Source organism: Nocardia sp. NPDC101769 (assembly GCF_044766925.1).
In the GTDB taxonomy this organism is placed as follows: Bacteria; Actinomycetota; Actinomycetes; order Mycobacteriales; family Mycobacteriaceae; genus Nocardia.
The window spans coordinates 1-22,859 of the sequence record NZ_JBIWMX010000059.1 but is presented as its reverse complement, the minus strand read 5'-3'; the positions used below and the strand labels follow the sequence as shown (position 1 = coordinate 22,859).

27 protein-coding genes and 2 pseudogenes are annotated in these 22,859 nt (G+C 64.3%); 14 read left to right on the top strand and 15 right to left on the bottom strand.

Annotated elements, in window-relative coordinates; all coding sequences use genetic code 11:
* Positions 1 to 600: 600 nt before the first annotated feature.
* Both ACIRRA_RS43010 and ACIRRA_RS43005 read right to left on the bottom strand, forming a co-directional pair.
* Positions 601 to 2,157, bottom strand: a complete 1,557-nt coding sequence (locus tag ACIRRA_RS43010; RefSeq protein WP_402780898.1) for a tetratricopeptide repeat protein — start codon at positions 2,155 to 2,157, stop codon at positions 601 to 603.
* 332 nt (positions 2,158 to 2,489) lie between these two features.
* Complete coding sequence (locus ACIRRA_RS43005; RefSeq protein ID WP_402780895.1) at positions 2,490 to 2,906, bottom strand: LysR substrate-binding domain-containing protein; 417 nt, start codon at positions 2,904 to 2,906, stop codon at positions 2,490 to 2,492.
* A 151-nt stretch (positions 2,907 to 3,057) separates the two neighbouring features.
* Here ACIRRA_RS43005 and ACIRRA_RS43000 point away from each other — a divergent pair, with 151 nt between their 5' ends.
* Positions 3,058 to 3,324 carry a WhiB family transcriptional regulator gene (locus tag ACIRRA_RS43000; protein ID WP_357004778.1) on the top strand — a complete coding sequence of 89 codons (267 nt, stop codon included), beginning with the start codon at positions 3,058 to 3,060 and terminating at the stop codon, positions 3,322 to 3,324.
* A 39-nt stretch (positions 3,325 to 3,363) separates the two neighbouring features.
* On the opposite strand, the pseudogene ACIRRA_RS42995 reads toward ACIRRA_RS43000, so the two are convergent.
* Positions 3,364 to 3,806: pseudogene (locus tag ACIRRA_RS42995) on the bottom strand (transposase); the annotation flags it as partial.
* 461 nt (positions 3,807 to 4,267) lie between these two features.
* Between ACIRRA_RS42995 and ACIRRA_RS42990 the strand changes: the two are divergent.
* Positions 4,268 to 4,885 carry a hypothetical protein gene (locus tag ACIRRA_RS42990; protein WP_402780892.1) on the top strand — a complete coding sequence of 206 codons (618 nt, stop codon included), beginning with the start codon at positions 4,268 to 4,270 and terminating at the stop codon, positions 4,883 to 4,885.
* Between the two features lie 63 nt (positions 4,886 to 4,948).
* Here the strand turns inward: ACIRRA_RS42990 and ACIRRA_RS42985 are convergent, their stop codons facing one another.
* From ACIRRA_RS42985 to ACIRRA_RS42975, 3 genes are all read right to left on the bottom strand, one after another.
* Positions 4,949 to 5,614: a hypothetical protein gene (locus ACIRRA_RS42985; protein WP_402780890.1), complete on the bottom strand. Its 666-nt coding sequence runs from the start codon at positions 5,612 to 5,614 to the stop codon at positions 4,949 to 4,951.
* Positions 5,615 to 5,655: 41 nt separating this feature from the next.
* Positions 5,656 to 6,126 (bottom strand): hypothetical protein, encoded by a 471-nt coding sequence (locus ACIRRA_RS42980; protein WP_402780887.1) that lies wholly within the window; start codon positions 6,124 to 6,126, stop codon positions 5,656 to 5,658.
* Positions 6,127 to 6,371: 245 nt separating this feature from the next.
* Positions 6,372 to 6,992, bottom strand: coding sequence for a hypothetical protein (locus tag ACIRRA_RS42975; protein WP_402780884.1), 621 nt, complete (start codon positions 6,990 to 6,992; stop codon positions 6,372 to 6,374).
* Positions 6,993 to 7,582: 590 nt separating this feature from the next.
* Here ACIRRA_RS42975 and ACIRRA_RS42970 point away from each other — a divergent pair.
* Positions 7,583 to 8,023, top strand: coding sequence for a M23 family metallopeptidase (locus ACIRRA_RS42970; RefSeq protein ID WP_402780881.1), 441 nt, complete (start codon positions 7,583 to 7,585; stop codon positions 8,021 to 8,023).
* 47 nt (positions 8,024 to 8,070) lie between these two features.
* On the opposite strand, the pseudogene ACIRRA_RS42965 reads toward ACIRRA_RS42970, so the two are convergent.
* The 5 genes and pseudogenes from ACIRRA_RS42965 to ACIRRA_RS42945 all read right to left on the bottom strand — a co-directional run.
* Positions 8,071 to 8,310 (bottom strand): annotated as a pseudogene (locus tag ACIRRA_RS42965) (ISKra4 family transposase); the annotation flags it as partial.
* A gap of 1,159 nt (positions 8,311 to 9,469) precedes the next feature.
* Positions 9,470 to 9,811 (bottom strand): hypothetical protein, encoded by a 342-nt coding sequence (locus tag ACIRRA_RS42960; protein ID WP_402780878.1) that lies wholly within the window; start codon positions 9,809 to 9,811, stop codon positions 9,470 to 9,472.
* 42 nt (positions 9,812 to 9,853) lie between these two features.
* Positions 9,854 to 10,099, bottom strand: coding sequence for a hypothetical protein (locus ACIRRA_RS42955; RefSeq protein ID WP_402780875.1), 246 nt, complete (start codon positions 10,097 to 10,099; stop codon positions 9,854 to 9,856).
* A gap of 435 nt (positions 10,100 to 10,534) precedes the next feature.
* Positions 10,535 to 11,440, bottom strand: a complete 906-nt coding sequence (locus ACIRRA_RS42950; RefSeq protein ID WP_402780872.1) for a DUF1932 domain-containing protein — start codon at positions 11,438 to 11,440, stop codon at positions 10,535 to 10,537.
* A complete protein-coding gene (locus ACIRRA_RS42945) occupies positions 11,437 to 12,078 on the bottom strand; it encodes a hypothetical protein (RefSeq protein ID WP_402780869.1) in 642 nt (213 codons plus the stop codon). The genes ACIRRA_RS42950 and ACIRRA_RS42945 overlap by 4 nt, the downstream gene beginning before the upstream one ends.
* A gap of 472 nt (positions 12,079 to 12,550) precedes the next feature.
* On the opposite strand from ACIRRA_RS42945, the gene ACIRRA_RS42940 reads away from it, so the two are divergent.
* The 3 genes from ACIRRA_RS42940 to ACIRRA_RS42930 all read left to right on the top strand — a co-directional run bounded on the left by ACIRRA_RS42940 (position 12,551) and on the right by ACIRRA_RS42930 (position 14,072).
* Positions 12,551 to 12,739 (top strand): hypothetical protein, encoded by a 189-nt coding sequence (locus ACIRRA_RS42940; protein ID WP_402780866.1) that lies wholly within the window; start codon positions 12,551 to 12,553, stop codon positions 12,737 to 12,739.
* A gap of 142 nt (positions 12,740 to 12,881) precedes the next feature.
* Positions 12,882 to 13,787: an NADP-dependent oxidoreductase gene (locus ACIRRA_RS42935; RefSeq protein WP_402780863.1), complete on the top strand. Its 906-nt coding sequence runs from the start codon at positions 12,882 to 12,884 to the stop codon at positions 13,785 to 13,787.
* 141 nt (positions 13,788 to 13,928) lie between these two features.
* Positions 13,929 to 14,072: a hypothetical protein gene (locus ACIRRA_RS42930; protein WP_402780860.1), complete on the top strand. Its 144-nt coding sequence runs from the start codon at positions 13,929 to 13,931 to the stop codon at positions 14,070 to 14,072.
* Between the two features lie 1,060 nt (positions 14,073 to 15,132).
* Here ACIRRA_RS42930 and ACIRRA_RS42925 read toward each other — a convergent pair.
* Positions 15,133 to 15,561, bottom strand: a complete 429-nt coding sequence (locus tag ACIRRA_RS42925; protein ID WP_402780857.1) for a hypothetical protein — start codon at positions 15,559 to 15,561, stop codon at positions 15,133 to 15,135.
* Positions 15,562 to 15,586: 25 nt separating this feature from the next.
* Between ACIRRA_RS42925 and ACIRRA_RS42920 the strand changes: the two genes are divergently transcribed.
* From ACIRRA_RS42920 to ACIRRA_RS42895, 6 genes are all read left to right on the top strand, one after another.
* Positions 15,587 to 15,718: a hypothetical protein gene (locus ACIRRA_RS42920; protein WP_402780854.1), complete on the top strand. Its 132-nt coding sequence runs from the start codon at positions 15,587 to 15,589 to the stop codon at positions 15,716 to 15,718.
* Between the two features lie 276 nt (positions 15,719 to 15,994).
* Positions 15,995 to 17,131, top strand: coding sequence for an epoxide hydrolase family protein (locus tag ACIRRA_RS42915; protein WP_402780851.1), 1,137 nt, complete (start codon positions 15,995 to 15,997; stop codon positions 17,129 to 17,131).
* 68 nt (positions 17,132 to 17,199) lie between these two features.
* A complete protein-coding gene (locus ACIRRA_RS42910) occupies positions 17,200 to 18,096 on the top strand; it encodes a LysR family transcriptional regulator (protein WP_402780848.1) in 897 nt (298 codons plus the stop codon).
* 111 nt (positions 18,097 to 18,207) lie between these two features.
* A complete protein-coding gene (locus ACIRRA_RS42905) occupies positions 18,208 to 18,756 on the top strand; it encodes a cysteine hydrolase family protein (protein WP_402780845.1) in 549 nt (182 codons plus the stop codon).
* Between the two features lie 216 nt (positions 18,757 to 18,972).
* A complete protein-coding gene (locus ACIRRA_RS42900) occupies positions 18,973 to 19,131 on the top strand; it encodes a hypothetical protein (protein WP_402780842.1) in 159 nt (52 codons plus the stop codon).
* 103 nt (positions 19,132 to 19,234) lie between these two features.
* A complete protein-coding gene (locus ACIRRA_RS42895; protein ID WP_402780839.1) occupies positions 19,235 to 19,498 on the top strand; it encodes a hypothetical protein in 264 nt (87 codons plus the stop codon).
* Positions 19,499 to 19,734: 236 nt separating this feature from the next.
* Here ACIRRA_RS42895 and ACIRRA_RS42890 read toward each other — a convergent pair whose 3' ends face one another.
* Positions 19,735 to 20,085 (bottom strand): GNAT family N-acetyltransferase, encoded by a 351-nt coding sequence (locus ACIRRA_RS42890; protein WP_402780836.1) that lies wholly within the window; start codon positions 20,083 to 20,085, stop codon positions 19,735 to 19,737.
* A gap of 48 nt (positions 20,086 to 20,133) precedes the next feature.
* A complete protein-coding gene (locus ACIRRA_RS42885; protein ID WP_402780833.1) occupies positions 20,134 to 20,271 on the bottom strand; it encodes a hypothetical protein in 138 nt (45 codons plus the stop codon).
* 95 nt (positions 20,272 to 20,366) lie between these two features.
* Here ACIRRA_RS42885 and ACIRRA_RS42880 point away from each other — a divergent pair, with 95 nt between their 5' ends.
* On the top strand, positions 20,367 to 20,927 hold the full coding sequence (locus ACIRRA_RS42880; RefSeq protein WP_402780830.1) for a GNAT family N-acetyltransferase: 561 nt from the start codon (positions 20,367 to 20,369) through the stop codon (positions 20,925 to 20,927).
* Here the strand turns inward: ACIRRA_RS42880 and ACIRRA_RS42875 are convergent.
* Entirely contained in the window at positions 20,891 to 21,802 is a 912-nt protein-coding gene (locus ACIRRA_RS42875) for a hypothetical protein (RefSeq protein ID WP_402780827.1), read from the bottom strand. The two genes, ACIRRA_RS42880 and ACIRRA_RS42875, sit on opposite strands and share 37 nt — an antisense overlap.
* Positions 21,803 to 21,804: 2 nt before the next feature.
* Between ACIRRA_RS42875 and ACIRRA_RS42870 the strand changes: the two genes are divergently transcribed.
* Positions 21,805 to 22,374, top strand: a complete 570-nt coding sequence (locus ACIRRA_RS42870; protein ID WP_402780824.1) for a tyrosine-type recombinase/integrase — start codon at positions 21,805 to 21,807, stop codon at positions 22,372 to 22,374.
* Positions 22,375 to 22,859 lie beyond the last annotated feature (485 nt).

Genomic DNA, 22,859 nt, shown 5'->3' with positions numbered 1-22,859 from the left:
TTGTTGCGTCAAGAACACCAATCATTCCAGGTCAGAGGGCACTTTCGCTATTTCACCGCACCCTCGATTCCCAATTACGTCAGTGGATCGAGGCTAAGCGCCCGGTCGAAGTCGACGCCAACGATGAGGTAGCTGCGCAAAGTCGATCACCAGCACCTCCTTTTCGAGTGGGAATTCGGCCAGCTCACCTAGTCGCAGCGTTGGGTTCGTTCTGCCTGGTTGGCAGAACATTCGTCTCGGTAGACTGCTGATTCAGGCCGCTCTGGATAATATTGGTCCTGCCGAAATCCAAGTGGACGTTACCGTCGGCATCGGCGTCCTTGAAAAGTACATGCGCTATGGATTCGTGCCGACAGGGGAGGAGGCCGAAACCCCAGCATGACTGGAAGAGTACGGTATTCGAGCACCTCAGCAGCACCTGGTTCGTCCGGCAGCGGAATCGGAGAGCCGGTAGGGCCCGTCGTCGGGCGGCCGTGTCCGTGGGTTCAGATTCTGCTGGCACTTCGGTGCTGCCCACTATCAACCGCCACTGTGCGGTGCTGTCGATCGGCTAGCGCCCTTGGGTTTTCACTCGACGGCACCGGTGTGGCGCCCCTCCCGCTACTGCTGTGAAGGGCGTGCTTCGGCTCGCTGCGCGAGCACCAACGCTTCTCGCGTGACAGCGGTGTACCGGTGGTCTGCACCGAAGACTCGGACGCGGTCGGCCAGGGCGCGGGTGAGGGTGGTGATCGCGGCGTCGCGATGACCGGCCGCGTGGTAGGCGCGGCCGAGCAGGTGTCTGGTCGACAGAGCGCCCGGGTGGTCCGGGCTGAGTACCCGTTCTCGGTCGTCCACTGTGCGTGCGGCCAGGGCGATCGCCTCGTCGTGGTGCCCGGCGGCGACGAGGGCGAACGCCAGGTTGTGGGAGGAGGCGAGTGTGTCGGGGTGTTCTGGACCCAGGATGTGGCCGCGTCCGGCAAGTGCAAGTTTGTGTTGTTCGATCGAGTCGGTGTAGCGGCCCAGTGCGCTGTAGGCGGCGCCCAGGTTGTCGTGGGTGAGCAGTGTCATCGGATCGTGCGGGCCGATAACGCGCTTGCGGACAGCGAGGATTCGTTCGTAGGCGTCGGCGCAACGGTCGTGTTGTTTGAGCTGTTCGTAGATCGCGGCCAGATTGTGCAGGGTCAGCAGGGTATCGGGGTGGTCCGATCCCAGGGTGTCCATGCGGATGGTGAGGACGCGTTCGTGCAAGTCGATCGCTTCCGGAATGCGATCGGTCATGTGGTAGGCGTGGGCGAGGTTGTTGCAGACGACGAGGGTGTCGTTGTGGCGCGGGCCGTAGTTCCGCTCGTGGTGTGCGAGTAGGTGTTCGCACTGGTCGGCGGCCTTGTCGAACTGCTCGAATCTGGCGGCGTAGAGGTGGGACAGGATACGGCGTACCGGAATGGTGTCGTCATGACCGGGGCCGCGTAGCCGCTCGTGAGCGGCCAGGACCTGTTCGAACAGCGGCAACGCGTGCTCCGGATTACCGGAATGCCATGAACTCCAGGCGAGTTGAAACCTCGCTTCGATAGTGTCGTCGTGGTCGGGGCCCAATTCTCGCTCGCAGACGACCAGATCGTAGGCAAGCAGCGGAATCTCCGAGGCGTAGCGATTGGTGCCCCGATACAGGGCCGCCAATCCCTTTCTGGCATGGACTGTCTCGGGGTGATCCTTACCGTGGACGCGCTCGGCGGAGTCGAGAATGCGCTCCAGCAGCGGGATCGCCAGTTCGTCACGGCTGTTTTCCACGTAGTACGCCATCAACCGGTAGCGAAGGTCGATGGCGACCGTATCGTCGAGGTCGATGATGCGCTCCCGATCCCGAAGTGCCTGTCCCAAAACGACAATCGCCTCCGACACCCGGTCGGGAATTCTGAGCAGCGCCAATGCCAGATGCTCACGTGCTTCCAGGGTCAGGCGACTGTCGATGCCTCGAACCCGCTCGTTGTCGGTTAGGCTGCGTTCGAGCAGCCCGACCGCATCATCGTGTCGGCCGCGCCGATGCATATCGACCGCGACCGCGGTGCGCACATCGATCGTCTTCTCATCGTCAGCGGCATAGAGCGTTACGCAGTCGGCGATCAACCCCTCGAAGTCCGGCGCATCGACGTACTCCGCCGAGTCCAGCAAGACCGCCAAGGCCCGAGGGTGACGTGAACCGAGCTCCTGCTCGACGGTGTGCAACGAATACTCGTGGAGCCGAACCGAATCGTCGTGCCAACCCACGAGTTGATGTAGGAGATGATCGTGTTCGCCGGCGCAGATCGACATCTCGAAACTGTATCCGCCGCTGCGGAAGTCGTATTCCCACCAGAAGTTACCGCACTGGGCGGCAGAGCGGTGCGCGAACGCCGACGAGGATCACTCCGAGCGGTTCGGCCGACCGCTGCATTCTTGCGACACCTGGGCGCCCCGCCCCGACCATGAGCCGCCGACCACCACAACAACAGTGCCCCAACAGATTCCCCTGATCAGAGCGTTACAGAGCTAACGTGAGCAGCCTCGTCCGGGCTGCCGATCACCGCACCGATGCGCGGGTGACGGCCACCACGGGCGTCCAGGGCCAGCCAATACTCGCGCAACTGACCCGCGGATTCCGGCAGCGCCAGGAACGGCTCGTCGATCAGGTCGGCGAATGTGACCGTGTCGCTGGCCGCCAGCCGATGCTGTCGCGGAACTGCGACACAGCGTGGTTCGGAAACCATGACGACCCAGCGGAAGCGGCGGTTGTCGGGCAGCGGCAGCCACACAAACGCCATGTCGGTCGAGCCGTCCGCCAAGCCTGCCGTCGGGTCGTGCCAGCCGACCTGGTGCAGCTCCGCCTGGGCCGACGGGAACAGGGCGGTGAAGGTCGATGGTCGCCGGCGGCGACGGCGGTGCGACTCCATGGATCCCCACCATCAGCAAACTCGGCGGTCTGCCCTCTGGGACTCTTGTATCTCACAGTCTGATGTATTGCTCGCTGTTCGTCCGTGGTCCACCTTTCCAGGAGTGGGGAGCTCCTAACCTGGATGTCATCCATGTTTGAAGGGACTATCGATGTCGACAGCGATCAGGAGTGGACGTCGGACTGTCGATGATATGCCGTGGCAGGATCTTGGAGCCTGCAACGGCATGGATTCGGGCGTCTTCTTCCATCCCGAGGGGGAGAGGGGTCGCGCTCGAACAGCTCGAATTCGCCGGGCTAAACAAGTCTGTCGCACATGTCGCGTACTCGATAACTGCCGGACTTACGCGCTGATAACTGAACAACCCTTTGGAATCTGGGGTGGAATGTCGGAGCGGGAACGGCAGGAGCTCCTCTGACGGGACCCCGTGATTCGGTCCACCGTGTGTGAGAGCCGGTTATCGGTGGATGCAGGTTGCAGCGTATCGGGCTGGAGTGCTGTAGCCCAGCGCGGAATGTCTTCGGCGGTGGTTGTATTCGTCTTTTCAGTCGCTGATTACGACCCGGGCGTGGGTTAAGGACCAGAAGCTGTTGGTGTTGAGGCATTCGTCGCGCAGTCGGCCGTTGAACGATTCGATGTAGCCGTTGCGCCAGGTCTGACCGGGTGGGATGAACGCCAAACCGACCCGTTCCCCAGCGGCGTAGCCAATCACGCAGCGCCGCATCAGGATCGGCTGCGGTCTGGGCGGCCGGTGAGCGGCGTTGGGTACTTTCGGTGTTGCCCGGTGACCCGGCAGGCGAGGCGTTCGCTGAGGCCCAGCACGCGCATCAGGTGCGCCACGGCCGCACGCCGGTGTTCCGGGTCTAGACGTTTTCCCTTGGCGATCTCCTTCAGCGCGGCTGTGCGGCCTTGGCTGCAGCGCTCGCCTTCGGTTGGGCGGGAGTCGGTTTCGCTGCGCCCAACGGAAGCGTGGCGTTGACGCTCTACCGGGTACGTGCGTTCCCGGACGAGTTCGTCGGCCGAATCTTCGGTGTCTTCAAACTCATCACCCATGGCGGGACTCCTCGGGCGCGCTCGTCGCGGGGATGGCGGTCAGCAACGTCAAGTTGACATAAGGTAAATTATCGGCGGACGAATAGATCTGCGCCGCAGCGTGTTTGCTGCATGGCCGAAAGGTGTCCGATCCGGAAAGAGTTGCGTGTGGTCCGCCGAGGGTGCGTGTGCTCCGAATCTGGTGGATGAATCCGGGAAGACCTGCGTGTTGGGTGTGCTATTTGCGGCATCTTGCATAGTTATGCGTCGGCCGGTTGCGTCACTGTGATGTATGTGGCTGTTGGTGCTTGTGTGACTGGATCCGTGGCGTGCAGGTCTTTTTGGATTTCGGTCCCCGCTCGGTGTTGTCGGGCGGTGTCCTGGGGTTTTGGTTCCTCCGTTGCGTGCAGGCTTTTTTCGGTCGGCGTCCGGTGTGGGGTTTGGGTCGCGTGGGTCGGGTTGCGGGGCTCGCATGGTTTTCCCGGATTGTCCGGATTTGGTGGCTCTCCCCTGGGTTATGTTGTGTCGCAACGATTTTCGCCGAAAAAAGTAATTATGTCAGGTTGATCGTCCCCGCCCGCATGGCTCCGTCACCCGATTGGCACGTTTCGGCCGGACCGGTGATCTCGTGGAACGAGCGGCTCCCGATGAAGCAAACCCCGGCTTCGCGCAGGATCAGGGCGGCGACGCTGCACATTCCGGCCCCCATGCTCGCGACACCAGCAGGCGCCTATCGACGGACCGGTCTCCCGGCAAACGATGCTGGTCAACGAATGGGGCCCGGCAACCCAGTGGGTGTCCATGGACACCCCCGACCCGGAGCTGATCGTGCTTCCCAGCCCGGACGCGATGACCGTCGGGAACGCTCGGCCATGCTCGACCTGTTCAAGGTCGGCGGCTATCTGCCCGAGCGGGAGGAGCCCACCAACTTCGCCGAAGTGCTGTAGAGCGCGGTGCACCAGGACCTGATGGAACTGGATTGGGGTTGGATTTCAGCCCTGTCCCTGCTGTCATTGGCCCTTCACGTTCACGGCACCGACGGGGATCAAATCTGGAGATCCAAAGACCTCTAGATCTACCTGCGCTGTCAGGTCGTACGGGGAACGGTCGGGGGCGGGGAGAATGCCGAGAACGAATCGTTCGATCGACTTGGGAGGGACCTCGAAGCGCATATCCCTTTCGACTGAATTGGCGCTCGGGACCGACAGCGGGATAGGCACGTCATACTTGGCTTCAACTGGTGTCGCACCTCCGCCGCGGGGTTTCTTCAGTCCGCCGGCTCCGGGCAGGGTGGGAATACGTGTGAGGCACACGGCAGTTCCAGCTCTGAACACGGTAACGAGTGCTCCGGTAATGACTGCGGTGTCCGATCCGTAGTTGCCAAGGATTATGTCGAGCTCGGAGCCCTTGCTATGTGGGCGATGAACGAGCCACGGGAATTCGTCCGTAAGTTGTTGATCTTGAAGACTTGCATGGGCCACTCGCACAAGTGTGGGAACCACACTCTGTGATGTGAATCGGATCCCGACAAAGGCTGAGATGGCCGTCGCCGCCACTGTGGCCAGCGAGCCAGCCACTAACCCGAAACGCGATAGCTTCTGCCTCTGAGGCGGGCCGAGCGTCGAATAGTTCAGCGTGTGGACGATATTGAAGTCTCTGCCAACGGTTACCCCCAAATTGTGGGTGTAGAGCGAACCTGGCGCGGTGGGCGTTGGCGTTACCTCCGCGCTCTCGGAGGGTGTGGCGGACCGTCACTTGCGTGGACGCCACGGATGGTCAACGACTCGGCAGCTACATCTTCAGCGATGACGCCACTGCCACTGGAGGTGATGTCCGTGATCTCGATCCCTTGGCCGACCTCAACGCGTGTTAGCCGCACACCGACCGCCTCGGCGGCTGCGGGTTCATGCTTGTGGATTACAACCAGCAGTTGCTGCGCTGCCACCAGCAATTCCTCGTCACTTCCGGCACCGGCCTTCGCGAGCTCGGCGCTCAGCAGTTGCCTGCGTAGCTGCTGGTGCGGATCCTTCTCAATGCCAACGACTTCGGCTTCGACAGACCCGTATCGTTGCAGGACAAGGCTTTTCACCGCCTGGTAGGCATCACTGACAGCCTTCTTGGCGGTGTCGGTCAGCCCAGCCGCCGCACCAGCAGCCAAAGCGGCTGCCACCACCGTTACTGGTTCCACCCCGGCACCTCCGTGTGGGTTACTCGAATCACCCTCGTAGACCTGCGTGAACTACGGTATCCGAGGCACCAGCGAAGCGGAAGGAATGTTGGTGGTGACAGTCTTTCGGCCGAGGTGCATTAACGCCACGACCGTGCAGGGACGCTCCGCCATGCTCGTCCTGTTCAAGGCAGGCGGCTACCTGCGCTAGTGGGAGGAGCCCGCCAACTTCGCCGAAGAGCTAGGGGATAGCCGGATCCCAAGCCCTACGAGCCGGTTCTCACCCAGGTGCCGTCCTCGCCGTAGTACGTCGGATCTGGACTGGATCCGTGAGAGTTGTTGAGCTGGAGGGGCTTCTTGTCCTTGGAGCGGATGTCGAGGGTCGACGTTGTGTTCCCCTGCGTCCAGTCCAGCTGAAACTCGAAGTTGTCCAGGCACGGTGTGGTGGAGGAGTCCACAATCAGCACCTCAAAAATCTCTGGATCGGTTTTGGTGACGGTGTATTTCGGAGGGTCTCCGACCCCTGGCTGCGGTGGGTCGACGGACTTGAGGCTCGATCCGTTCAGGTCACCGTCGTAATTCCGCTCCTGCTTTACTCCTCCGCAGCCCATCGCGCGTCGGATTTCAACACCGTGAACCGGTGCAGTCTTGGACAACGTTTTGAGGCGCAGGTTCTGGATAACTACCGCGCTATCGCTGGTGGTCGTGACGGTAATGGCGAAGGTCGCCACGCCTTGCTTCACCCCACCTTGATTGAGCGACCATTCGTCGTCAGCCGACGCTTGGCTGCTGAACTCGTGGTACGGCAGGTCCGCAATCTGCTTGGGGAAAGTCCATACCGTGCAACGGTTTGCCGGATTGTCGCTCAACTCGACCGCCGCCGTCAACGGCACATTCTTCGCGGGAGGGTGCAACCACTGACCGATGGCGTGCAGCCCGCCGTTGGCCAGGGCGGTGGCAATGCCGCCGAGGCCGGTGATGATTGCAGTGAGGACGGCTGCCAGTACCCAGGTGACGGAACGCCTCCACCACGGCGGGCGTGGTGTCGAAGGGGGTTCCGGTGCTTGGGGAACTGTTGTTCCGCGTTGGGCGGGTGGGGTCCGCGGAGTTCTCGGAGCTGGGGGTCGGCCACCTCGGCCAGGACGGTTCCTCTTCTTGGCCATGCTTCCCTCTAATTGAGCGAGTTGCGTAGATCCCCGAGTGCTGAAGAGGCTACCGTCGGCGTACCGGTCGCAGCTCCGATTCCGAGAAGGAAACCACGCGGCATCTTCAAGCGTCGTTGGGCAATTCAGCCAGGGAAACGCAACCTTCAGCGAACGCTGAAATCCACGGCGATCAAACATCTACCGCGCCTCATCGGGGCGGGTGACAATCAGGACAACCAGCGTTGGGGGCGCGGGTTTCCTGATTCGTCATGCGCCGCGCAAATGCATGCGGCTGCGGCTGACCTGGTGGGAGTTCTTCGGTGGTTCGCTGCATGCCCCTCAAACAGGGGACCTACTCGATCGCGTCCGGATTCGGTCCCAGCTCGGGCACCAGCCAGCTCGGCCTGGACTTCGCCGCAGACGACGGCACCCCGTTCTACGCCGCACAGTCTGGCACCATCGCCTACATCGGCGCGGCGTCCGGATTGGGGCAGTGGATCGTGAGCGACCATCCCGCCGAATCCGGTGGCGGAACCACGGTATACGGCCAAATGTGGAACGCCTTCGCGACCGGGCTGAGCCCGCGGCGACTGGGCCGAGGCCAGGTAGCTGATCGGCTACGTCGGCTCCAACGGCAAATCCACCGGCGCGCACGTGCATTTCGAAGTGCACCCCACCGTGTGGGCGGCCGGCTCCCAGATCGACCCGCAGCCATGGCTGTCCAGCGCCCGCGAGCCCGGCAGCCCCGAACCCGAACAACCCCAGGTTGGTGATCGTGTGCAAACCTACTTGGGAGTAGCTCTCCTGCGGGGACGGTTGATCAGGCGGTGAGTCGGTGATCGTGGGGGTCGGTGCGTTGGTGTTCGCGGGCGAGGTGATATGCCCAGTAGGTGTCGAAGTCGCCGTTGTCGATCACAGCGCGGAGGGTGAGGATGGCCTCGGCTCCGGTCAATCCCCGTCTGGCTCCCCTTATTTCGAGACGGTCGGCGACGAGGCGACGGGCCGCTCCTTCGATGACGCCGGTCGCGATCGGCCAGCCGTTCGCTAAAGCGGTGTCGTAGCAGACGAATTCGAGGACCTGATCCCCGCGACCCAGCGCTGCGGGCTCAGCGGCAGCTGCTTGCCACCGCCCTCCAAGGACCCGGGCGTCGTCGGTGCCGGATTCGATGCCCTCGACGAACGTGCCTTCACCCACCCCGCCTACATCGCAATCCGAGCCGATATCCACGCTGCCGGCGGCACCGCTGCACAGCCGACCTGGCCGCTGTCACCGAGCACGCCGACGAGACCGTCTGCGGCCTGGTGCGCACGCTGGCGGCCGAACCAATCCCGGTGGCCTCGGCGCGAGATATCCCCGCATCGTGCACGGCATCCTCCTGCACGTGCAGCAAACGTGGGTCGGACGCCAAACCAAGGAGGTGAAATCACAGCTACAGCGGGTTTCGCCGACCGACCAGCCAGCCATGTATCGCTCGCTGTTCGACGACCTGATCGCTCTCGAGCAGTACCGTCGCACGCTGCTCACCCAGTCCAGCGCCGACGCGTCGACCCGCCGGACCACACCCAGCCCACGCAGGACCGGCTGGCCGTGTCCGATCCGAAAAAAGATGAGAGTGTGCAATACACAGACCTTTTCCGGACTTCATCCGGCACTCGCACCACTTCTTGGAGAATGGCGGCCACCGTAGTCCGGAAAAGAGATGCGAGTTAGCTGGTCACGGACTTGCCGTACTCTCATTCTTTTTCGGATCGGACATCTACCGTGACGGGGATTCGGCTGGATCCTATCGATGGCGAGTCGAAGCGCCCGTTGTGGCGGGAGAGTCGACTGCGAACCCCAACGCGGGACGACGGCAGTTGCACCGAATTCGCGCTGGCGCGTTGGACGTTCGGCAATCAGCGACGACACGACGGCGATCGCCGCGGCCGCCGGTAGACGCGGCCGGAAATGAGCGGGTTGCAGTGGGCCGATCGGCCATTTTGTCGATGCCGGGCGGGCGAGGCGTGGGGACGAAAACTCGCCCGTAGTCCAGCACGAGACGATGGCTGGTGACACCGGTACGGCGTGTGCCGGTAGCACACAGCGCTCCACCGCGCGCGACCTCGAATTCTGGCAGCGATCGCGGCCTCAAGAGCATGGCAACCGCTGCGAGGGGCAACTCGCGTACGGTCAGCCCTCGAACCGCTGGTCTCGGCACTCCACTGCCGAGACCAGCGTTCTACGCGGTGCGTTTGGGCAGAGGGTGCACGCTGGCCAAGGCGGTGAGGAACGCACGTTGGACGTCTTCACGGCTGATGGGGGTGCTGTCGCCACGGATGGAGCTGGCCATTGCGATAGCCAGCCAGTCACGGACCACGGTGGATTTGTCGACTTCGCGCGCTTCGGCCTCGTCGAGGATGGCCTGATGCACCTCGATGGGAACCCGCACCGTCATCGAGACCGTCGCGGGTGTCCCGACAGGAGGCAGCACGCTCGGGTCGAGAACCTCGCGGAAGGTCAACGACTTGGCGAATTCTTCGGCTTCGGCGGCGCTGGTCGGGTAGTTGGGCTGGTCACTCATGGCCTTCCTCCCATTTCTCGAATTCGGCGAGGAGTTCACCGGTCACGGGCATGCTTCCGACAACTTGGTGGTCGAACTTCCCGAGTGTTCGCACAAGCACCGCAAGCGGGCCCCGGACGAGGTTCGCCCGATGATCATCAGCACTGTCAGACCGCCCGCGCCGACCGCCTTGCGGGGCAGTCGCGGGCGAGGCCCGCTCAGTACCTGCATGATCTCGTACGGCTCGATGCCGTACCGGGCGGCCAACTCCATGATCCACTCTGGAATGTCGTACACCACGTCACCCATATTACCCCGTTGCTTACATTTGTAAGACAGCGCGCTCCATCTGAGTTCTCGTCGATCCGATCGCTGGCTCGCCCGTGCGGTGCGCGACACAGGCCTCGAACCCGATCGCAGCCGATAGGGACACGTCGGCCGCCGTTACTTGGCGTCGGTGGTGTGCCCGGTGAGGGTGAAGGAGGGCGAGGCAGATGAATACTGTTACAGCACTGGGTATCTGAGGTGCGGGGGCGATGGTGGCTGCGGCATCAGTCATCGTCGCTTTCTCCGCTGATGGCGACCATAGGGTCGAGATCCTGGCGCTGGGCGTGGGTCAGATCGTGAGTTAAGGCGGTAGTGCTAGGGGATTACCACCCACAATCTGGTATCCACTGTCGCCCAGGCCGCGGCGGACATTGGTGCAGCAGCAGTCCAGTCCGGCAGAACATGCGAGCCAGGTGGTCACGGGCTTGCCGCACCTTCATCGGTTTCCGGCCCGGACAACCAACTGTCGCCAGAAGTGGATCGCGTCCGGGCATCCGACTTCAGCTGCCGAAGCACCTGTCCCGGGGTCGCGGTCCAATCGTCCTTCATCGGAGCTAACAGCTGGTAGATCGCGGCGGTAGCGCTGGCCAAGTCGGGTGGCAGGTCAGCGTCGGTCAAAGTGGCTGCGATCTCGGACATCTCGGGTATCCACCGCCACGCGCGGGCGGCGACTCCTGGTAGGTCGTCGCGGTCCGCGAGCATCGGCAGACCCATCAGGTCCGCTTCACGAAGAAGCCCGGAGGTGACGCCGTGTGCGTCCGCGAGGGCATGCGCGATTGCCACCAGCGCGCGGCTGGTCCTCAGGAATGACGCAGTCGCCATTTTCAGGGCGCTGGCGGCGCCGATCTGTTCAGCCACGACCGTGGTGTCGAATCCACTGCCCGACAGCAACTCGAATACAGGGTCGATAATCGGGGACGGCCCGGCCATGTAGATGCGGGGGGCTGTTTCGGCTGTCGGCGGCGGGCCGGAGACCATGGCGTCGACAACCGCTGTGGCCGCGGTAGTGAGTAGGTCGCTGATCGCGTTCATGCGTTGCGGGCTGATGGCGTTGGCGTCGACATAGACACCCGAGTACCCGCTCTCAGCGACCGCGTGGGCAACCGATTCGGCAACGCCCGCCGGGCAGATCGCCAGGACGAGCTCGGCCTGACCGAGCAGCGCCGTGAGGTCCCGGACCGGGCGCAACCCGGCGGCGCCGGCCCGCTCGTGTGTGGCTGGGCTACGGCCGGTGGGACACCACAGGACGTCGTGGCCTGCAGCGGTGAGGCGGGCGCCGATCGCGGCACCCATCTGTCCGGGGTGGAGCAGCCCAACGATCATCGCCACATCGTAAGTGTCGACGCAGGTGTGGGCTTTATCGGTGAGGCGCTGAGGCGTTCGCGCAGCGAGGTCGCTGTCGACGAGGTCGACAGCGCTGGTCGTTCCAACGCCGCGTGGACGTGGCGCAGCCGCCGTGCAATCGACTCGGTGCGTCGCGCACCGCCAGCTTCGAGCACCGAGTCGATCGCATCGGCGGCCCCGTCGAGGTCTGAACAGCCCAGCCGCGCCAGCGCCAAATCGACCTGCGCCAACGCCTTTTCACCAACGCGGCGCGTCTCGGGCGAATCGGCATCGTAGAGCCGGATAGCGTCCGCGGCCGAACTCGCGGCCGCTGCGAGGTTGGAGGAGCTGCCGAGCCACAGCCGGGTCGAGGACACATACAGCAGCTGTTTCGAGACGGGAAACGCGAACATGCCGCCAAGGTCATCGTCGTGTGCCATCGTCTCGCGGGCGCGATCGGCACGAGCGAGCGCCTCGAGGGGCAGGGAGCCTTCCAGGGTGCAGGCCCGGGCGCGGGCTTCGATGCACGCCAGCCGGATCCGGGCCGTGCCGGTCTCGGGTTTGAATCTCCAGCCGTCAGCGGCCAGCTCCGCAGCGAGCTTGGGCCGGTCCTCCCAATGGGCGACGAGCGCCTCCATGCCGCGGATCCAGGCGCACAGGCCGTTGGCGCCAATGGCTGAGGTCCGGAACATTTTCGGGCGCGGTGAATTGAGATCTCGCTGGAGTTAGCTGTGGGACAGCCAGGTAGGCGCGTGTCCCGTGGAACGGGTTCGGCTGTCCCGCACGGGATTCGGCCGGTCCACCTGGCCGCGACTGCCGACCAGCCATAGAAAGTGGCGGAGGTGCCCGCCGCGACGGAGTCGCTGCCGCTGAACGAGGCGGTGGCCGGGGCGGACGCTACCCGGGGGTGGCGAGGGAGGTCACAGCAAGAGCGAGAGCGCTTGCGGCAGAACATATTATGAAATTCATCCGATGATACTATCGGTTGTGGAGGGCGGTGGTCGGCGGGTTTGCGAATATGTTTGTTCGTAACAATGCGGACACGGCGCTCGATCCACTCACGGGGGTCACTGTCGTAACCGAAACCAACTCAGGAAGATCGGGTTCCAAATGATTCGAGTCAACCGCCAGATCGTTGCGGGATCGCTGCTGGCCGGCGCGCTGCTGCTGTCCGCCGCACCTGCCCAGGCCGCAACTCCGGCGGATCCTCAGCAGGTCGCAAACACTGAAATCTCCAGTGGCTCCGCCGATCTGAACCACTGGTTCTGTGGCACCCTCTGGCGTCCCGTCTGCTACTGATCGAGGCAGATCGCCGGGCGCTCACGATCACAGCCGCAGTCGTGAGCGCCCGGCCCCCTCGACGGTCTGCGAGCCGTTCGGGAATACGCCGAGATGCGGTGGGTTTGGCGGCTGTAGTTGATCACATGTCGGGAGGTCGAATATGCGCGCGGTCCGGATCGATCGATTCGGCGGTTTCGAAGTGCTGCGGACGGCAGAGGTGCCAGAGTCCGCGGCGGGAGCCGGCGAGGTCGTGATCCGTACCGTCGCCACCAGTATCAATCCCGTCGATGACAAGACACGAGGGGGCGAGATCGGTGGAGACACACCGTCGTTCCCGATTACCCTCGGCTGGGATCTCGCCGGCATCGTCATCGATCCCGGTGCGAGCGAATTCCCTTCCGGCGAGCGGGTATTCGCGATGTCGCACCAGCTGGACACCGGGCGGGGCACCTGGGCCGATGTGGTGGTCATGCCGGCCGAGTCCGTGGCTCCCGCACCGGCGAGAATCAGCCTCGTCGAGGCCGCGACGCTACCGCTGGCCGGTTCAACCGCCCTGCAGACCTTGGATTGGCTGGCGGTGTCACCCGGCGATCGTCTGCTGGTCACCGGCGCGGCCGGCGCGGTGGGCAATATCGCCCTCCAGGTTGCCCACGCGCGGGGCGTCCACGTCGACGCATTGGTCTCGCGCGATGCCGACGTCGACCTCGCCCACGCCCACGGTGCGAAGCTCGCCACCACCGAACCTGCCGCACTGCCGCACCGTGGCTACGATGCTGTCTTCGACACGTACGGCGCTTTCGTCACCGATGCGGTGGCCGATGGCGGCCGTTACGCCTCGATCGCCACCCAGGCCGGACCGCTACCGGACATGTCTGCACGCTCGGTGCGCAGCACCATCCATCAGGTGCGTGAGAATGGTGCACTACTACGCGAATTGGCTGCCCATGTCGACGAGGGAAGCCTTCGCACCAGAGTGGACGCCATCTTCGGGATTCACGAAATCCGGCGCGCACATGAGCGTTTCGCCGACAAGAATCGCCGCGGCAAGGTCGTCGTGACCTTCTGACCTGGTCAGCCTGGTGGTTTCGGTGATGGTTGACCTTGACCCAGAGACAACCCTTCAGCGTGGTCGGCACGTCGACGAAAAGTGCGGCGGCACAACACTTCGCAATCGACCACAACGGGATCGAGATCCCTGTATCGCACAGTGGTCGAACTGGTCGAGCTACTGGCCCGACGAGGCTGGACCGAACTCGAACGCGTCGTGCCGTCACAATTGACCGATGTAGCCGACCGCATCATCTTCCCACTGCTGACGTCGCATCCTTTGCGTCGAGTCGATGTGACCTGAGACGCTTCCAGCGCGATTGCCGTGGCGTGGATCGAGGGGCGCGACCACCCGTCTCCCGATCGTGTCTCTATCAGAGCTTTCCATCCGCTCCGCCTCGGCGACATCCCAGCAGTGGGAAGATCCAAGTCGGTAGGTGTCGACGACGAATTATGTTGCACTGGAATCGAACCCGTTGTCGGTGAGTGCATCCCGCACCTTGTCGGCGGTGTAGTCTGGGCAGCCGGTCGGCCTCGAGGATGTGCCCGCCGGCGACTGCGGGGCATTCGAGGCGGAGTCGCATCGCGTGCCGGTCGTCATGGTCGCCGTCGTCAAAGCGCTGACGGCCGCCGCTGTCGCCCAAGGTTGATGACGAGTTGCTGTGGTCATGTCCCGATACCATCGCACCAGGCACCTGCGATCAATCACCCGCGAGTGTGGCGACCGCCGTCGGCCTCACCCACAGGTATGGCATCGCGAATCCCACTGCGGCAGCGAGACCCACATTGGCTCATCGCCGACTTCCGTCATGGGGACTCTGCGCGGCCCGAATCCGACAGGTCGGCCGCCAACCGCCATCGGCGTGTCCGCAGCGTAGGCAACCCGACTGAAGGAAGCGAGTCCGGCGACCATCGCCGCGGCCGCACCACCCTGCAGGCACGATCGGCGACTTACCCGGTGCCGATTACGGAACGCACGGTGCCAGCCGTACTGCTCGGCCATCGTCAGGTTCGCAGCCAGCTGCGAGGGAATGCCGGTGCGAGGCACCGCGCTGGGAGGATTCAGCACCCAAAACCTCAGTCGTCGTTGGTGACCCACTCGAGCCAGCCGAGAAAATAGGTCACGCCCGACATCTGGGCAAGTGAGCGTTCCCGCGCGAGGAAAGACGATCTGCGGCCCTGGGGCATTGTCGTGACCGCGTCGGTCCACCGAACCCGAGAAGGACAGGCGGATCGCGCACCGGGCTCAAAGGCTGACGTTCGCCGTAGTCGGAGGGACGGATCAAGGGATTGGTGGAGGAATGGCCGACTCTGAGCGTGATGTTCTGCTGGGTGAACAGGTCGGCCACAGTGTGGCCGTTGTGTCAGGGCACCTCTTGGGGCTGGGGTTCGGCGCTGAACGTCTCTGCCCCCGCAGACACATCGATCAGCACAATCGCCTGGGGGGACGAGTCGCTCGATCCTCGAACCACGTTGGGCCACACGTGAATCAGGTGTCGCGCTTGGCTATCGGCCACTAGCGTGCCGCGGGTTCTCGACTGCCAGCCGAAGGGCATGAGGCTCGTGGGGGCCGCCGACGCCGAGAGTTCGGTGATTTCGGCGAGCACATCCAGTGCGTCGGCGAGCTCGGACAAGATATCGGCCCCGGTGCGGCCATCCGGTGCCATCGGGCAGAAGCGGCCGTCGATGACGATCGAGTTCGCCGCGCTCTCTGCTGCGATGCCTTGGATTTGTTCGGCGGCGAGCGCGGCCAGACCGGCGTCGCCGTGCTCAACAGTGACGGTCACGAACAAACACTCAGAGAATGCCGTTGACGTCGTGTCCGCGGCCGGGGGCAGCTCCACTGCCCAGGGTGCGGGCTCGGTCAAGGTGTACTCGAAGCCGCGACAACGACAACTGGAGATCCGCATGCTGCTCTTTCCTGACCTGGCCGATCGGGACAGCCGGTGATGACCGGCAAGTACGCGGTCGGCCAAGTCATACCGTGTTCGTCTTGTCCTGGAGCAAGCCTGCGACAACACCAGCTGGGGAACAACGCCGACATCTCGAAGGTCCGATCACTTTTTGTAATGAGAAACACACCGGCGGCCCGAGATCGTTGTGAAGGGCGGTCAAGTCATTACTGAAAGTAATCGAACCCCCCTGGTTTCGGCGTTGTTCTGGCTCGCGCGGGTGCTGCAGGCTTGCTGAGAGCACTCCGGGATGAACCGAAGGAACGAACTGCCCGTGATCACGCCTTTCCACATCGACATACCGCAGACCGAGCTGGACGATCTTCATTACCGATTGGCCCACACCAGGTTCGCTGAAATGCTCGAGGACGAGGACACCACGGTCGAGGTCGGAGTGCCGACCCGGCCCGGCTGGGAGTACGGGGTTCCGTTGTCGTATGTGGTTCCGCTGCTCGAACTCTGGCGTGACGGGTTCGACTGGCGCGCTCAGGAGCGGCGGCTGAACTCCTTTCCCCAGTTCACCACCGAGATCGATGAGCATCGCATACATTTCGTCCACGTCGTCTCACCCGAACCCGACGCGACTGCACTGTTGCTGGCCGCGGGCTGGCCGAGCTCGTTCACCGAATTTCTCGGACTGGTCGCGAAACTCACGGATCCGCGCTCCCACACCGGTAATCCGGCCGCGGCATTCCATGTGGTGATTCCGTCGCACCCCGGGTATGCGTTCTCCAGGCCGACGCGGGTTCCCGCCTGGCATCCGGCGCGCACAGCGGCGGCCTACCACACACTGATGCTGCGCCTGGGATACGACCGCTACGGCGTGCACGGAAGCGATGTGGGCGCCGCCGTTGCCGCCGAATTGGGGCGTCTCGCACCGGAACAGGTGATCGGCGTGCACGTCGGTCAGATCTTTTCCTTCCCCCGCGGTGACAAGGGAGAACTCGACGGCCTCACTGCCTGCGACCTGATGCAGGTGCAGTACTGGCAGCAGGTCCTGCAGAAGTCCGCGCACCACGTCCCTGCGGCGCAACTGCGAACGCTGGCCCATGCCCTGGCCGACTCCCCTGCGGGCCAACTGGCTTGGAGCGCTCCCCTGCTCGCAGATTCGATGCCCACCGACGAAATCCTCACCAACCTCTCGATCCACTGGTTCACCAACGCCTCCGCACCTGCTGCAGGGTTTCTCGTCGCGAACAACAACGCCGCCTCCCCGACCGGACCCAGTACTGTGCCGCTCGGCTTGGCGTCCTTCACACCCGGTATGCGGCCGGTGCGCAGATTCGCCGAGCGAGACCACGCGAACATCGTGCAGTGGAACGAGTTCGGTACAGGCGGACGCTGGCCGGCACACCAAGCGCCGGACCTGCTGCTCTATGACATCTGCGACTTCTTCGCGAGGGTGATCTGAGACCTGCGCGGTCGTGGCTCCCAATGCTCTGTTCGCAGCGCCGATCCCGGAGGAGCACAATTGTCGCCATGGAATTGCGGGACATCGAAATCTTCCTGGTGCTGGCCGAGGAACTGCATTTCGGGCGTACCGCGCAGCGGCTGCACCTGTCCCAGGCACGGATCAGCCAGTCGATCAAGAGCCAGGAACGCCGCATCGGCGGCCGCCTGGTGGATCGGTCCAATCCGCGCAACGTGCAGATCACCGCCCTCGGGCACCAGTTGCTCACCGAACTCCGACCGGCGTACCACGGTGTGCTGCACGCCATCGAGAACGCGCGCTCGGCGGCCTTGGGCATCTCCGGTGTGTTGCGCGTGGCGATGATCGGTTACAACCCCTATGACTACCAACCGTATTGGGATGGGTTCCGGCGACGATATCCGGAGTGGGAGTTGCAGATTCGCAGTACTGAATTCGGCGATCAGTTCGGGCCGTTGCACCGTGGCGAGGCCGATATCCTCATCGCGTGGCTGCCGGTAGAAGAGCCCGGATTGACGGTCGGGCCCATCATTTCCGCGGAGCCGATGGTGGCGGTCCTGCCCGGAAACCATGTTCTCGCCGGCGAGCAGCACCTAACTTTGGAGGACTTCGGGGTTTTCGGGGTCTTCAAGCCCAGCGCACCGCTGCCCGAGTACTGGGAGGATTCGGTCAGCCCCTTCTATACCCCCAAGGGCAGACGCATCGAGCGGGTCACCGAAATCTCAACCCTCGAAGATATTCTCACCACCGTCAGCACCAGCACCGCCCTCACCACCGGCATGAACCACATCGCCCGCTACTACAACCGCCCCGGCGTCACCTACCTGCCGATCACCGATTCCCACCTGGTCCGGTGGGCGCTGATCTGGCGCAGTGACCGCGACAACGAACAGATCCACGCCTTCGCCCGCATCGTCCGGGAACTCGGACTTCTCGACCACAGTTGAAAGCTTCCACATCCCGGCAGGACTCGTTCACCGGAGCCCCACAACAGCGTCCGCGGCTCCTCGGCGAATCAGATCAATTCAGGCCATCCCACAACCAGTCAGGACACCAGCATGCCCCGGACCGCATTGATCATCGGCGACCTCCAGCGGGGAATCACGAACAACTACCCGTTCGCCAAGAGCCCTCTGGCGCCCCTCACCGAGCTCCTCCCCCACGCCCGCGAATCCGGCATCCTGATCGTGTTCGTGCGCTTCGCTTTCCGCGCCAACGGAACCGACGTCCCACCACACAACCCACTACTCAGAACGTTCTACGAAGACGGGGAGAACTTCCACGACGGCTCAGCCACAACAGAAGTCGATCTGCCGGTCGCAAGCACCGATGTCATGGTTCGGAAAAATCGTGCCAGCGCGTTCGAAGGCACAGATCTCGACCTTGTGCTCCGCGCGCGGGGCGTCAGCGCTCTCGCAATCGCCGGTGTCGCTACCTCCGCAATGGTCGCTGCAACCTGTTACGGAGCAGCGGACCGAGACTACGACGTCACCGTTCTACGCGACGGCTGCGCCGACGCCGACCCGGCGATACACGACTTCTTCATGGAGTCGGTCTTTCCCAGCCGAGGATTCAACGTTGCGGCATGCGCGGACTGGCATGGCTGAGCGCACCTTCCACAACTCTGGTCGCGCTGTGACACAGCTTCTTGGACACCGCGCGTCAACCGTTCCGATCGCGGTCGTGAGTGGCCGGAGCTTCGGCCCTCAGTTCTACAACTGGCGCAACGTCATCGAGCGAGCTCCTGCTGAGGGACTTCCCCCATTCCGATTCGGGGGATCAACCGGATCCGCCGCGATGCGGGTGAAACTAGTATTGCGGCAATGACTTCGACTCGGCGAAAGCATCGCGTCATCGCTCTCGGCGTCGCCACGCTGCTCTGCACCGCGCTGGCTACCACCGCCTGCGAGCCCGCTGCTTCCTCGTCCTCGGGGCAGCTGCGCGAGGATGCTGCGGCGATCCGTGCTCCAGCTCTGCTGTGACTGAAATCGACTGCACCACCGGCACCTTCGCTATCGACACGAACATCAGCCGCCCGCATTTCCGAGCGCCGGCGGCCCGCACACCTGGGGGGATAGGGCTGTCATGCAGATGCCCGACCACCCCGCCGAACTAGAAACCCTGATGGCACAGGCGATCACCATGGCTGGCGAACCCATGATCGCCATCATCCAGCCGACAACGGCCGCCATCATCGAAGACCACGGCCGCCTCGTCTCCGTCGACGCACTGCGAACCGCCGCGGAGCGCTTCGGCGCCCAGCCCGTCAGCCTCGATCTCTCCTTCTCCGGCCCGATCACCGCCGGACGTGTTGCAGTGGCGTCTCAACGGATCGAGCTATCGCACTGAACGATCCCGCCGATGGCTCGGCCCGACTTGACATCGCGGCATCCCCGGCGGGAACGCAACGGCCGCAGGAATCTTCGTCATCGGTGCTCCCGACCATTCCTCGATCTCCCTGACCTTGAGGTTGCCGTCGACAACGTGGAGCGGGGGCGGCGATCGACGTGAGCGAGCAGTGCCTTCAGCACGCGGCCCGTGTTGGCTTCCTTGAACGGCTGCGTCTCGACGATCTTCTTCGCGAGCTATTTCCTGACCGGCCGCACCATCACCAGCGTCGTCACGCTCAACTCTGGATGCTCTTGGCGCGCAGCGACCTCGAATCCCTGGCGCAGGTAAAACCGGATCGCGCGCGTATTGGAATCACGTACGTGCAGACCCAGCCAGTCGACCCGAGCGTCGGCGGCCCATCGGAATGCGTGCGAGCACAGCTCGGCAGCTAGACCTCGGCCGCGTTCCGCCGGAGCGGTGTACATGCTCTCGAACATCGCCCAACGATCCTCCGCCCGGACAGGAACCGTGAGGCCCATGTCATTGCGCTCGCGGTGCACGAAGGCTCCCGCCATACCCGACCAGATCCCGTCGGATTCGCCCACGACCCGGAGCTGATCGCCGGGCTGCCGGTAGCGTGCAACTCGCGATTCTCACTCGACCGCGGTGAGATTCGCCGCCTCGTCGTAGGTTTCGAGGAAGACTTCCGGAACGTCGCTCAGTGCGCGCAGGCGAAGCGCGCGGAGACGAGGCCCGTCACCCGGCATCACCCTGCGGATAGTCCACGTCAAGGTGCGCCTCCTGATCGGTCCAGTCCGGTTTGTCGACACCAGAAGTCGAGGCGAAGGCGTCGTCCGGTGCCGTCTCGACGTCTATCCTCGCGGTCGTGGATGAGGTTTCGGTGCGGGTGGCCGCCGCCAGCGAGGTGGCGGTACGGCTGGATGCGATTGGCGGGCTGTATCAGCAGGCGTTCGCGGAGCCACCGAACGTGGCCGAAACGCCTGCGGAGCATCGCGCAACGCTGTTGCGGCTGCTGTCGGATCCTAGTTTCGGGTGCGCGCTCGCCGAGGTCGGCGGGGAGTTGGTGGGCTTCGTCTACGGGTATCAGTTGACCGCCTCGGGTAGGTGGTGGGATGGCCTGCGCGACCCGATGCCGCAGGAATTCACCACGGAGTGGGAAGGCCGCACATTCGCGATCATCGATATCGCGGTCGCCCAACCGTGGCGGCGGCACGGCATCGGAGCCCGGTTGATGGATACCTTGCTTTGCGAGCGTGCCGAGCAGCGTGCCACGCTCGGCATGATCCCCGGGCTACCGGCAGCGGAGTTCTACACCGCGACCGGCTGGGACCTGCTCAGCCGCCAGGACAGCCCGCCGGATGCGGGTTGGACCTCGCCGGTCTTCGACGTCTACGTGCGGGAGCTGACGGGCACCGGCAGCCGATAGTGGCGCAGCCCAGCATCGAGCTCCCGCACCGGCGCGGAATGCTGCCACGGCTGCATCCCGGCGCGCACCATGGACAGCATCGCGACAAGCCGAGGTGAGCGGTTGGTCGCGGTCAGCTCAGCAGCAGTGCCGGCGGCGGCCGTGGCGGCATCAACGCTGCCCGCCCGCAGGTGCGCAGCCGCCAGGTCGACGCTGTTGAACGCGCGGTTTCGCGTGAATTCCGGTGCGATGCCCTGGATTCCGTCGGTGAGCGCGTTCACGGCGGCCGCGGTTTCGCCGAGGTTGAGCAGACACAGCCCGCGGGTGGAGATGGCCAGGCCGTCGTGGTAAAAGTAGGCGGGCGATTCGTCGGGGCTGGTGTTGGCACCGTGGTTGCGGGTCAGGCGGTCGAGCAGGTCGAGGCATTCGCGTCGCCGCCCGGTCGCGGCGAATGCGCGCGCGGTCACGTCCGCGGCGTAGGCGCGCAGCCGCGGATCGCCGGTCTGTGCCGCCCATTCCTGCGCGGCCACACCATGATCGACGCCGCGCCGCCCGTGGCCGCGCCAAGTGGCCAGGTGCGAGGCTTGGCACAGGGTGAACGCCGCCAGCGTCGAATCCTCCGCCGCATGGGCGTCGTCGAGGGCCTGTTCGTAGGCGGCAGCCGCCTCCGAGTACTTGCCGAGGTTGAACAGCAGCCAGCCGCCGAAGCGGGCCAGGTTCGATCGCAGACCCAGCAGGCGGGGCCGCAGCTGGTCGGTGTCGCTGCACGCTGATACGAGGGCATCGGCGGTGCGGTATTGGGCGGAGGCGATATCGAGGGCGCGGTGTGGGCCTACCGCGTCGAACCCGAGCGCGGAGAGCTGATCTTCCATGCCCTCGTAGTAGGTGCGGGTCACAGGTGCACAAGCTGCTCAACACCATCTGCGCGCGGCGGCCGCGCAAAGACGTGCCGATCGACGTCCTGCGCGACCGAGTGCTGTTCGAACTCGCTTACGTCTGCGGGGCACGCGCGGCCGAAGTGTGCGGCGCCTACGTCGAAGACCTCGATCTGCGCGTCGACAACGAACACATCACCCTGCACGGCAAAGGCGACAAGACCAGCGTCGTGCTGCTCGACGACCGCGGATTCGTCGCCCTGCTACGCCTCTACCTCGCCCGCACCGGCTACACCAGCGGCCCCCTGTTCCGGCCGTCCATCAACGGCGGAGGCGGCCCGATCTCCTACAACGCCGTGCTCAACCGGTGGATCAAATACCGCACCACCGCCGGCGTCGACATCGAAATCCACCAACTGCGCCACGCGCACGCCATGGAACTCATGGACTCCGGAGTGTCACTCGAAGTGATCCGCCGCCGACTCGGGCACGCCAAAACCGAGACCACCCAGATATACGCCCAAGCGCGCGATGAACTGGTGGACAACGAAATTCGCGCAGCCCGCCGACGGCGCGACGCCGCACGCCGATAGGTGACGCATCATCGGGGGGTACGCCGTCGCCGACGGCGCCGCCCGTTGTGCGGCCACTCGGTCAGGTAGTAGTCCCATCCAGCTGCGGTAAGCCGCACCTCGAGGGTGTCGCGGCTCTGATCGGTAGGGCTGAGACCGTGTCTCATGTCGCGGTGAATTGTCCCGGTTGTTTCCGGACAGCTCGCGCCGCATGATGTTCGGTCGTGGTCGACGAATTATCGCGGCGCCGGCCACGGGCTGGTCGTGGCAACCGGTGCGGCACCGGTGGCTGGATCGGAGTTCGAGCGACTTCAGCACCGGGCCGAGGGCCGGGATTATGTCCGCGGTACCGGTTCCGCTGGTTCCCCACGAGCACTGGTTCGGGGTCGGGCCCGCGACGAGCACCAACCCCAGCCGTAGCTGACGCCGGTCTTGGTGCGGGGGTACGCGGTGACGAAATGGATTCCCACCGATAACCATGGGTGTTCAGGTGATGGCTGTGGCCT